Source organism: Mucilaginibacter aurantiaciroseus (assembly GCF_024055595.1).
GTDB classification, from domain to species: domain Bacteria; phylum Bacteroidota; class Bacteroidia; order Sphingobacteriales; family Sphingobacteriaceae; genus Mucilaginibacter; species Mucilaginibacter aurantiaciroseus.
Genome location: NZ_JAMXOF010000001.1, coordinates 868,176 through 880,744 on the forward strand (window position 1 = coordinate 868,176; position 12,569 = coordinate 880,744).

6 protein-coding genes are annotated in these 12,569 nt (G+C 42.2%); all 6 read right to left on the reverse strand.

Going from position 1 to position 12,569, the window contains the following annotated elements:
* Positions 1-24 precede the first annotated feature (24 nt).
* Positions 25-1,839 (reverse strand): class I mannose-6-phosphate isomerase, encoded by a 1,815-nt coding sequence (locus tag NAF17_RS04055; protein ID WP_252756697.1) that lies wholly within the window; start codon positions 1,837-1,839, stop codon positions 25-27.
* Positions 1,840-1,893: 54 nt separating this feature from the next.
* Positions 1,894-2,628, reverse strand: coding sequence for a GntR family transcriptional regulator (locus NAF17_RS04060; protein WP_252756698.1), 735 nt, complete (start codon positions 2,626-2,628; stop codon positions 1,894-1,896).
* 202 nt (positions 2,629-2,830) lie between these two features.
* On the reverse strand, positions 2,831-3,763 hold the full coding sequence (locus tag NAF17_RS04065; RefSeq protein ID WP_252756699.1) for a PorP/SprF family type IX secretion system membrane protein: 933 nt from the start codon (positions 3,761-3,763) through the stop codon (positions 2,831-2,833).
* A 31-nt stretch (positions 3,764-3,794) separates the two neighbouring features.
* Positions 3,795-10,601: a cadherin-like beta sandwich domain-containing protein gene (locus NAF17_RS04070; protein WP_252756700.1), complete on the reverse strand. Its 6,807-nt coding sequence runs from the start codon at positions 10,599-10,601 to the stop codon at positions 3,795-3,797.
* 45 nt (positions 10,602-10,646) lie between these two features.
* Positions 10,647-11,489: a formyltransferase family protein gene (locus NAF17_RS04075; protein ID WP_252756701.1), complete on the reverse strand. Its 843-nt coding sequence runs from the start codon at positions 11,487-11,489 to the stop codon at positions 10,647-10,649.
* A gap of 119 nt (positions 11,490-11,608) precedes the next feature.
* The gene (locus NAF17_RS04080; protein ID WP_252756702.1) at positions 11,609-12,151 is read right to left on the reverse strand and encodes a phage tail protein; all 543 of its coding nucleotides are present in this window, start codon (positions 12,149-12,151) and stop codon (positions 11,609-11,611) included.
* Between the last annotated feature and the right edge of the window lie 418 nt (positions 12,152-12,569).

Consider the following 12,569-nt stretch of genomic DNA (forward strand, 5'->3'; position numbering starts at 1 on the left):
CATTTAGGTTTGGTTATAATTGGTTTAACAGCACTCATCTTTAACATATGCCTTCACAACTTTTGCACGTTTTTGTCCATTATTATACATGCTGTAAATATTGGCATTCGCCGGGATGATGAATGTTTCGGCGTAATGGATCACTTGCTCAAGGTCACCCGTTTTTACGGTGATACAATCGCCTTCTACCAAACTAAGCACAAGACAATGGTCGTTGGTTACATCTACCACACGCGTATCAAATTCAAAACGGTCTAGGTTATAAAAATGATCAGGGTGTGTGCTTAAGTTAAGCAATTGCCAATCGGTGCCTTTTTTTACCACGGATTGTTTAGATATCAATGTTTTGGTAACCACGTCACCTTTACGGTCAAAATTCAGATTGTCAAAAGCACGGTCTATATTCAATGTCCGTGGTTTGCTTGTAAGGTCGGTGCGTACCCAATCGTACATTTTAAAGGTGAAGATGTATGGCGTTGCGCTAATTTCGAGCACCATATTGTTTTTGCCAGAGCAATGCACCGTTCCGTTTGGTATCAGGAACAGGTCGTGCTTTTTAGTCGGGAATACCTGCACGTATTTTTCTACATCAATGGGTTCGCTATTTTTAAAACTCTCCTCTAAAATGGTTTTAAAACTATCTTTATCGATGTTTTCCTGGAAGCCTAAATAAACCTCGGCACCCGGTTCTGCTTCTAAAATATAATAGGTTTCATCCTGTGTAAAATCCTCACCAAAATTGGCCTTTGTATAGGCCACAGTTGGGTGGCATTGTACCGAAAGGTTATCGCCATCCATCGTATCTAAAAAATCGAAACGGATAGGGAATTTGCAGCCAAACCTTTTTGCTGCTTTACCCAATACGGCGCGGTTGTTGTTGTATAAAAGGCTGTCTATAGATACCTCCAAACGCCTGCCAGCATTCTCCAGCATCACGCCATTCTCGGGCGCGATCAACTCAAACGACCATGCGTAGTTAACTATATCTTTATTTAACCCATCGATGTTATTTTTTATCCATTGCCCGCCCCAAATCCCCGGCTCGAACCATGGCCTTGCACGGAATACCTTGGTAGACATATCTGTTAAGGCGGCACGTAAAGCATCACCCTTTATCCAGGTAATGTCATTGGGGCGCTGTTCATCAACAAAGGCATTAATACGGGAGAGCAGGGCTTGTTTGTGTTTGTTTAAAACCACCCAGTCTATAAAGTAAAAACGTTTATATTGTGCCTTCGGTTCGATAGGAGTGCCTGCACCAAGGTTACAAACATTTCCCGCCCGCGAACGGAACTGGATCTCATTTTTCGGCACATCAAAATACACAACCGGGCTATCCCAGTTTACCAATGCCGCACCGCAGCTGTAAAGGATGTTCAATTTATTGGCTGCGGGTTTTAATGTATCTATGCTTGTTGTATCGTAAAAATCAGAAATGTCACCCGGATAAACTTTGCCAAACAGCGGGTCATCACCGCCAAGATATGGGGCAATAAGCCTGTCAATTTCCTGCTCGGGTTTAAGATAGGTTTCAATTGAAATCCAGTTAGCATCTATACCTTTAACTTTAAATACATTGCTAAGTAAAGCCTTCACAATTGCCCATTGTACTCCGCCGTAGCCATCAAGGATAAAATTACCGCCCGTATTTATAATGTGGTCTGCAAAACTATTATAACCGTTATATATCGTACCATTAATTTTGAATGACGGATAAATATCGTAGTTCTGAGTAGTATGGTTATTTGTACTGCCCGACATGATCAACTGATCAGTATTCCTCAGTTCATTTAAAGGTTTGGTGATTTTATCATCTGCTAAATTTGGATTATATGTCATAATGTACAAACATATTTTATTTAAGTTAATTTCCAAAGAACTGGAAAAATTAACTTAAAAAGTACGGCGGCTCTCTACGGTGTAAACAAAGCTATCGGCTTTATAATAACCTACGTTGTATTCCAACGGGCGTTCGCCCTGGTCGTACACAAATCTCTTGCGGAACAGGATTGGGCTGCCGGTTTCTATTTCTAATTTAGCTGCCAGCGTTTTATCGGCAATACGGGCGCTTATTTCTTCTTTGGACAGTACCGCTATTGACGAGTGCTCGGTCTCCAGCATTTCGTATAAGGGCATTTTAAAATCCTCTTCGCCGGTTAGGCCAATGCGCGGGTGAAAGTACGATATGAAGTATACAAACGCCTCTTCGTCGCTGCCTCTTAAACGCTCCATTTTCAGGATCTTTTTATCCGTTTTGATCTCGAAAAAGTTAGCGATGAATTCTTCCGGGTAAACCCAGCTTACATGAAGTTCGTAGTTTTTTACTGGGATGCCACGGGTTTTCATCTCCTGCGAAAAGCTAAGCCAGTTCATAGATTTTGAACTGATCTTTTGGTGCGCCACTTTGGTTCCCACTTTCTTTTTACGGGTAAGTAATTCTTCGTTTACCAGCGTATTTATCGCCTGCCTTAGGGTGGTGCGGGATATGGCCAGCTTTTTAGCCAGGTCAACCTCGTTGGGTAAAAGCTTGCCTGCTTTGTATTCGGGTTGTTTTATTAATTCTCTTATTAAGCGTTCGGCCTGTATGTGTAAGGGGATAGGGCTTTTATGGTCGATGGCAAGTTTCATATATGATCCGAATATTAGAAAAGTAATGTCAGTAAAATTAATAATTGGAGCCTATTTAACAATTACGAAAATGGGCAGATGCTAATGTATTGATAAATATAATATTGGCAGGTATAAACAGAATTTGCGGGTGTAACAATCAACTCACAAAAAAGCCGTGTTAGCGTTTAACGCGGCTCTGATATTATTCAAAAGAATGATATTACAATAACTTTCGTACACCTGTTTTGCCGAAACGGTAGCTTAAGCTAACCTCGTGTATGGCAGTATTAAAACCGCCAAGGGTGTTTGATGATGTGCCAAACTGGTAGGAGTAACCCACTTTGTAAGTATCACCGGTAACAGATAAAATACCGGTTGCCCTTTTGTTGCTGCGGTAACCCGCACCGATACCTAACTGCTCTTTAAAATATATAGTGCCGGTAACATCGGTTAATAATGCCGCATCCTTTACATAAGCTACCAGTGCCGACGGTTTAAACTTCATGTCCTCGCCCATATCCAACAAGTAGGCGCCCGAAAAGTAGAAGTGGTTTTTTAGATAGTTAGCTTGCTGTACCGAAGCAGTACCCAGGCTACGAATGGTAAGCTCTGGTAACGAAAGACCTAAATAGTACCTGTCGCTATAAAACATTACGCCAAAACCAAGGTTTGGGCTGGTTTCCCTTACATCATTTTTAAATGCGTCATCATTATCGGCAACAGTAGAATATAGTGCCGAATAATTACGGATCCCCGCGTTTAGAGATACGGCCAAAAAATCATTCCCGGTAAGCTGGATACTCTTCGCAAAAAAAGCATTGATTTCCAATTGATTTTCAATGGCAACCTTATCATTTAATACGTAAACACCAACTGCACCATTTATCGATTGTATAGGCAATGTACCGCTTAACAGTAAACTGGTTGGTGCGCCGTCGACACCTATAAACTGCCTGCGGCCCATTACGCTTAACGATCCTGCTTTATCCAGCATAGAGTAAGCAGCATTAACTGGGGTAAGGTTATCAGCATACTGCGCGTACGAGTAGATCTGCTGCTGGGCCTTTAGCCTGCCACCGCATAACAGCAGCAGGCCTGTGGTCATCATAAATATTGTTCTTTTTAAAGTAGTATCAAATGTAATTGCGTCCACACTAATCGTTTGTTAAATTGTAAGGCTATGCTTAGTATTTCAGGATGATGTAGCCTGTTTTATGTTTGTCCTTGCTACCGTCATTATAATCAAGGGTGTAGTAGTAAGTGCCGGCGTTAAGCAATTTTCCGTTTTTAGCGTGACCATCAAATACCCTGCTACCATCTTTACCGTAATCTTTCATATCAAATACCAGCGTACCGCTCGAGTTCATGATCGATATTTTGTTTCCTGTTAGTGAAGATAAGCCTTCAACTACTAAGAAATCATTAAAACCATCACCGTTAGGGGATACACCCTGATGAACCACTACGTTATCTTTATCAAAGGTGCCGATGTTGTTTGATCTGTTCGCCAGCATATTTACACCAGCTTTTGTAACTGCTAATGTATTGTTAGGAATTGGCTTGTTAACGGTTACTGAATAGGTTTTGGTAGTTACCCCATCCTGGGCGGTTATTACAACATTGATAACAGTTACTCCCACGTCCAGCGTGATAGGGTTAGAGTAATTGGCATTGGTTACCACCGCACCGTTAACGCGGACCACTGCGTCTGCCTGCTGTGCCGTAGCCTTAAGGCGCACACTGCTTATGGCCGGTGATACCGAAGCCTGGTAATTTTCACTAGCCGAACTTGTTATAGCTGACAATACTGAAACCGGATCTAAATCTATGCGCGTTAAGAATGCATTGTTTGAACCCGCATGATTAACGGTTATTGAATAGCTTTTGGTAGTTATTCCATCTTGGGCGGTTATTACAACATTGATAACAGTTACTCCCGCGTCCAGCGTGATAGGGTTAGAGTAATTGGCATTGGTTACCACCGTCCCGTTAACGCGGACCACCGCATCTGCCTGCTGCGCCGTAGCCTTAAGGCGTACACTGCTTATGGCCGGTGATATTGAAGCCTGATAGTTTACATTAGCCGAACCTGTTGTAGCTGACAAAATTGAAACCGGATCTAAATCCATGCGCGTTAAGAATGCATTGTTTGAACCCGCATGATTAACGGTTATTGAATAGCTTTTGGTAGTTACTCCATCCTGGGCGGTTATTACAACATTTATAACTGTAGCACCTGCCTGTAGCGTGATAGGATTAGAGTAATTGTCGTTGGTTACCACTGTACCGTTAACACGGATCACCGCGTCTGCCTGCTGTGTCGTAGCCTTAAGTCGCACACTGCTTATGGCCGGTGATACCGAAGCCTGGTAATTTTCACTAGCCGAACCTGTTATAGCTGATAATTTTGAAATGGGGTCAAGGGCGAGTCTGGTTGCTGCTGCATTGTTTGAACCCGCACGGTTAACGGTTATTGAATAGCTTTTGGTAGTTACTCCATCTTGGGCGGTTATTACAACATTAATAACTGTAGCACCTGCCTGTAGCAGGATAGGGTTGGAGTAATTATCGTTGGTTACCACCGTACCGTTAACACGGATCACCGCGTCTGCCTGCTGTGTCGTAGCCTTAAGGCGCACACTGCTTATGGCCGGTGATACCGAAGCCTGGTAATTTTCACTAGCCGAACCTGTTATAGCTGATAATTTTGAAACTGGATCAAGGGCGAATCCGGTTGCTGCTGCATTGTTTGAACCCGCACGGTTAACGGTTATTGAATAGCTTTTGGTAGTTACTCCATCTTGGGCGGTTATTACAACATTAATAACTGTAGTACCTGCCTGTAGCAGGATAGGGTTGGAGTAATTATCGTTGGTTACCACCGTACCGTTAACACGGATCACCGCGTCTGCCTGCTGTGTCGTAGCCTTAAGGCGCACACTGTTTATGGCCAGTGATACCGAGGCTTGGTAATTTTCACTAGCCGAACCTGTTATAGCTGATAATTTTGAAATGGGGTCAAGGGCGAGTCCGGTTATTGATGCATTGCTTGAACCCGCACGGTTAACGGTTATTGAATAGCTTTTGGTAGTTATTCCATCCTGGGCGGTTATTACAACATTAATAACTGTAGTACCTGCCTGTAGCAGGATAGGGTTGGAGTAATTATCGTTGGTTACCACTGTACCATTAATACGTATCACCCCGTCTGCCTGCTGCGCCGTAGCTTTAAGGCGTACACTACTTATGGCCGGTGATACCGAAGTCTGGTAATTTTCATTAGCTGAACCTGTTGTAGCTGATAATGTTGAAACCGGATCTAAAATTATGCGTGTTAATAATGCATTACCTGAACCTGTTCGATTAATGTTTAGCGTATAGGTTTTGGTGGTTGAGCCATCCTCTGCAGTAGATACAACAGATATAGTGTTTGTACCAACTACAATAGGTATATTGATATTGTTTCCGCTTACAACAGGTGTGCCATTTATACTAATTGTTGTACCTGCTGTTTTGGCAGTTGGGGTTATATTAACTGATGTGCGGGAGAAAGGTATCGTCTGGTTATAATCAGTAACGTTTGGAGCAAATATTGGAATTAATTGAACACTATTAACGGTTAGGTTAGCAAGGGTAGCGTTGGTAGATAATGCTTTATTAATTACAACCCTGTACTCTCTAACATCACCGTTTTTAGCGGTTACCTGTAAGGTGATCGTATTTTGGCCGCCGGTAAGTGCTACTGTATAGGGTTGGTAACGGTCGGCAAGAACGCTTCCGTTAACTTTATACCTTGATGTAGTATCGGCAACAAAACCTTGTACATCTATACTTACAATATTGCTTGCAACATTGGCAGTGTAGTTTAATACATCTGTACTAAAAACTGGCGACAGTGAGCCTGTGCTTAGGGTTACGTTTGAAAGTTTATTATTGGTAGATAGCGCGCGTTTTACATTAAGTGTATAAATTTCAGATACGGTCCTGTCCTGTGCAATTACTTCAAAGCTGAAGTTGTTATCACCTGGTGTTAGTACCCCCGTACCATAATAACCTTCGTAAGGGGCGCCGTTTATTTTAATAAATGCAGACCGACCGGCAGCAAAAGGTATTAAACGCGCGCTGGTTATCTCATTAGGTAAATTTACGGTGTAAGCATGTACTTCGGGGTCGAAGTTTGATACCGAAACAGAGTTATCATTGTAGCTTAATTGTAAGCCGCTAAGTTTAGCGTTGGTATCTAAAGGTTTGCTTATGTTTATAATGTATTCCTTACTGGTTGAGTTATCTTCGGCAGTAACCATTACTGAGATCTGGTTATCGCCGGGGTAAACGTATACGGTGTTCGCCTGGCCTGATGTGGCGTTCAAGCCACTTATTCTAAATAATTTGGCATTCGCATCAGCAAGTACACCGGTTACGTTAACATGGCTAACATCTGCACCAACCGACAATGAATAGTTTGTAGTTGCCGCATCAAAAGTTGGTGTAATAGTTCCCTCTGCAGCAGATAAAGATGCAAGGTCGGCGTTGGCAGAAGCTGCCCTAACCGTTAATGTGCCTTGTACATAGGTAACATCATAATTAGCTATCGACGGATTGTAAGCACTCACAGGGTAAGTGCCAACCGGAGAACTGGTGGTAGCAAGTGTGCCTGTCTGGAATGGTTGCGGGAATGTTGCCTCTGTCTCGGCGTTTTTAAGGCCGGTTATTACATACGTAAACGTAGGGTTTGGGTGGCCGGCCAGCTTGGTTGAGTTATTTACAGTAACCGTTAAAGGCGCCCTGTCAATCTCAAAATTACCCAGTTGGTAGTTGATAGCGTATTTAGTGCTGTTTACAGCTACAGTACCCCGATGTACGGTGTAGGCGCCCGGGGTTTCGCCGGCATCGCGTATTAACGCACCGCTAAGTACATCGCCGCTTAATAACGAACCTGAAGTTACGCTATAAGTAAGGGCAGGATCGGCATCGCCATAAAACTTAACTGTGAAAGGCGAAGATACGGTGATGGGCCTCGGCACAATATTATAGGCGGCACTGTTAAATATAATATTATAATTGTTGCTGTTAGATACGGTTAATGTGTTTTGTGTAATAGCATAAGTGCCAATTGCATTACCCGGCGCACGGCCTAACACACCGATTATAGCATCGCCGGCTACAATTGCGTTGCCGGTAGTGCTATAACCCATTGCAACATCAGCATCGCCGTATGGTACGTTTTGGGCAAATGCGTTAACTGTAATGTCGCGTTTACCTATGGTTAGGTTTACGCCTGTATAGTTTAAAGTATAGTTACTGCTTAACGCAAGCGAACCTTGGGTGATAGGGTAGGAGCCTGCCATTTCGCCGGCTGTCCTGGTTATACTACCGGTAAAGGCATCGCCACTTACTAAAGCATCGGCATTGTATGTTAATACAGGGTCGGTTTCGCCAAAGGTTTTGCTGGCCGCTACTGCATTAACATTTATAGCTTTTATACCTATGGTTAAATTAGCACCTGTATAATATAAAGTGTAGTTGCTATTTAAGGCTAATGAACCCTGGTTAATGGCATAAGTACCAATAGTTTCGCCGGCAGGCCTTGATAAGCTACCCGAGAAGGTATCTGTAAATGCCAAAGCATCGGCTGTGTAGTTGAATGTGGGGTCAGCAGCGCCATAGGTTTTTGTTTTGGCAATTGCATTAACAAAAACGGTTTTTTTATCGATGGTAAGTTTATTACCAACGCTAAAGTTTAAAACATAGTTACTGCTCAAGGCAAGCGCGCCTTGCGTAATAGTATATGCGCCAACTCCTTCGCCGGTTGCTCTTGTTAGGGTACCTGTGAAACTATCGCTAAATGCAAGTGGACTGCTGCTGTAAGTTAACACAGGGTCGGCATCGCCGTAGGCTTTTGATAGAATGTTTGCGCTTACATTAATAGTTTTGGGTGTGATGGTAAAAGTGTTGGTTACAAATGAAATATCATAATTAGCTGATCTGTCTTGTCCGCTTGAAGGATCTAAGGGGTGTTTTAAGCCTATGGTTAAAGCATAAATACCTGCATTTTCGGAAGAAGGCGTTTTGTCGAAAGGCCCGCTAATGGCGTCTTCAGGAGCGATGCTTGTACCGTTAAAGTTATATGGGGCCCCCGTTGCAAAATCAGCGTCGCCGTATTGTTTTGTAACTGGTAGCGGAGCTATGGTAAGCGGACGTTTTGTGATAGTAAGGTTAGTGCTTACATAGGTAATATTGTAGTTGCTACCGTAGGATAGATCGCCTTGGTTAATGGCATAATCGCCAACAAACCTGTTCGTGCTTGGTGTTACCCTGCTTAATGCACCGGTAGGGGCATCGCTACCTACTACGCCTGTGGCTGTGTAGGTAAATGCAGGGTCGGCATTGCCGTATACTTTTGTTTTGGCGGCGGCGGTTACCGTAACGGTTGCTTTGCCCACTGTAAGTGTTTGTGTGGCATCTGTAGCGGCGTTTGTGTTAGCATCACCGGCTTGCGATGCGGTAATGGTTGTGGTACCAACACCAACAATATGTATATTACCACTAACAATAGTTGCTACGGCACTGTTACTGCTGGTATAGCTAACTGCTAAACCACTGCTGGCTGTAGCGCCCGGTGCAAAATTGGCAGTGCCGTAGGTTTTGGATCCTAAGGCGGCAAATGTAATTGATTGTGATGCTTTAACTGTAGTGAACGATGTAACATCGCCGTAAGCTGTACCGGCACCGCTAGTGGCGTATGCCCTGGCATAATAGGTATTATTAGCAGTAAAGCCCGAAACTGTTGCAGTAAACGATCCAATACCCGTACCGTTAGTAACTTTAGTAACGCCTGATGCGCCAATTGTAGGTAAGGTATTGGTAATGCTGTAAACAATACCGCGTTCTGATACTGCAACATCGGTGCGGGTTATGTTACCACCTAATACAGCAGTAGTAGCGGCTACTGATGATGCTGTTGCTGTACTTAATACCGGGACGTTTGGTACCCATAAAGAAGTAACGGTTGCACCTGTTGGTAAACCGGATAATGATTTTACAACAGTTGCCGTACCTGAGGTAAGGTCAATAGAAGATATGTTACGTGCCGGTGCAACATTGTCAAATACAAATGCGCGGTTATTGCCCAAATCTAAAGTCATAAAGGTAGGTGATTGCGCAACTGCCACAACAGCCGCATAGCCTGTACCGTTAGGATGGATCTTGCTTATCGCATCATTCAAGTTTGTGCTACCCGAGTTATTTGATGAAAGGTAGTATAAGTAGTCTGTTTCTGCATCATAATCAATGTCGTTTACCAGGAACGGGTTTCCTGCCGGCGCTACTAAAGTTATAGTTTGTGAAACAGAAGGAGTTCCGGATAGGTTTATGGTTAGAAAGTTTTTTTCGACAGCTAATTGATTATACACATAAGCTTTGTTATGTGCAATATCCAAAGCAAGCAAAGTGGGGTTTTTACTAAAACCGGATATTACAACCGTTTTGCCGCTTCCGTCAGGCTTTACTTTGATCAAAGCGTCATTTGATGAAGTAGCTGTAGGGCTGCTATCTGCCACAACGTAATAAATATAGTCATTTATCGGGTCGTATTTAATAGAGTAGCATCGCGCGGTAGATTCAGTAATAGGTATAGTTGCTGTTATAGCACCGGTAGTTAAATTAATAACCTTAATCCCCAGCCCGGTTGGAGGGCTCGAAGAAAATGCTTCATATACAAATGCACGGTTGTTAGGCAGATCAATCTCCATTAATCCAGGTGAAACGGTAAATGAGTTTGCCAGTAATGTGGCATTTGCCCCATTGTAATCCATACGATTTATACCATCAACTGCAGATGCAGATCCTGGAGTGGCATCATTAGTCATGTAATAAACCTGTGCTACGCTTTTATTATTTATGCCAAGCAGCGCAATTAACATTAATGCTATTAAAAAAAATACATAGCATTTTGCAAATACATTTTTCAATAGGGGTAAAAGTTTTTTCATAATGAAATTTTAAGCGGTTGGTTATTATATTTTCCGGCGATGCCGTTATATTTTACTAATAAAGGTTTGCCCGTTTTTTAAACCATAAAAACCTGCATGCCGGGCCGGGATACAAGTGTTGTTGATATAAAAAAAGTTTATGCTTAATACCTGCTTATTTATGCAGGCCACATTAAACTTGTTATTTGCTATGTTGATAGTGCCGGATTTATTATTAGCTTCTAATGAAGCGTTTTCGGCATCTAATATTTTTAGTTCGTGCCCGTTTATTAAAGTGCTTGCTCCGTTATTCCACGATGTGCAAGCTTTTATAAGGGCGAGTATCTCTTTCGCTTCCATTGTGTCCCAGTTTATTATCACATCTGCCAGTTGGGGCCTTTTGTAATACCGGGCTTCGGTTTCGGCTTGTATCTTATAAGTTAGCGTTTGCTTGCTGTTAAGTTTGGTAAGTATTTGCGACACACCCTGTACCTGCAGCTGGCTAAACGCTTGGTTTATATAGTTGTAAGTATGATGTTCCTCGTTCTTTATAGTTTTTTCCCAAACAACCGCGCCTCTATCCAGCTTGTTGGTTAACTGATGTATAGCAAGGCCCAATTGCACTTCGTCATTTTTTAATTGCCAGAAAACCGGCGATGGCCCCCTGTATTGCGGCAGCTGGCCAAAGTGTATGTTAAATATTCCTTTTGGCACACCGCTTAGTTCTTCAACTGAAATTTTATGAGCGTACCCGATAATGAAGATTACATCCGGTTCGTTCATTTGCCGCCAGTTGTACAGCTCTATTTTTTCACTTTCTGCATAAAACTGTATATTGTTCATCATGCAAAAGCCGGTAAGTTCGTTCACGCTAATATCTGCATGCTCTGATTTGCCAAAGTATAACATAACCCCTGCTTTAATACTGCTTAAGTACAAAAGCAGGGGTATGCATATTTTTGAATTTGATACGATACCAATTTTCATCGGCAAGTACTAAAATCCAATAGATCTGTATTCATTTAACGTTACGGTCTTGACGGATACACACCACTCCAGGCAATAATATATTGCATAGCAAGAAACGGTGGCGTTATATTAACAGGTTGGCTGCCACCTGCGATTGCAACGGTATTTGGGTTCATGGTAACATCTGGTGTTGCCTGTGAATAAACGTTAACACCAGATCCGCTCACTGGATCGCCGGGGCTAGTAGCCGGGAATGCGTTTGTTGGTTGTAAAACTGTGCCATCGGCAGATACCGCGTTTATTGTGTGCGTATGCACCGGCATTTGTTGTGCAGTTAAAATAACGTTTTGCTGACCACCAATTTGACCTAAAGTGTACGGAGTATTAAGGCCCCCTCTTACATTAGTAACCTGGGTTGGGAAGGCACTGCGTAAATCGGGTAATTGAAAGTAAGTGACGCCATCCCCGCCATAATTTGTGTCCAGTATGCTAAATAAAGCCTGATATTCGTTAATAAGTAAACGTTGCCCTTCGCAGGTAAACCAGCCATTAGGTGCGAAGCTTCCTGCAAATATTTTAATTTCTCCCAATAAAGGTTCCATAGTCTGAAAGTGATAAGGTTTAGGTTTAATATTTTTGTTAATTATCCTGTAAATATAAATTATTTAATTTGTTCGCAATATTTTTTTGTTCCAAACGTTGGCGCATCCTACAATTTATTATTACTTATCACTGCCTTATGTTTTATTGAAACAAAAATGTGCTAAAGTTTACGATTTTTATAGGGTAAAAATAGCTTTTTTTCATTTTTATTGCAAGGTATTAATACACAATTACTGTTAACTATATATTGTTATATATAAAGATAAACGTTTTTTTTATTTAACTAAAGCGAGGTTTGATAGATTGCTTGTAAGTAAATTAACCGTTCAATTGGTTAAAGTGGTTATTCGCTCGTTTTACACTTGTTGGTTACTCATCGGTTAAAATTGATGTATTTGCCGCGGGTACTTTTGGTTA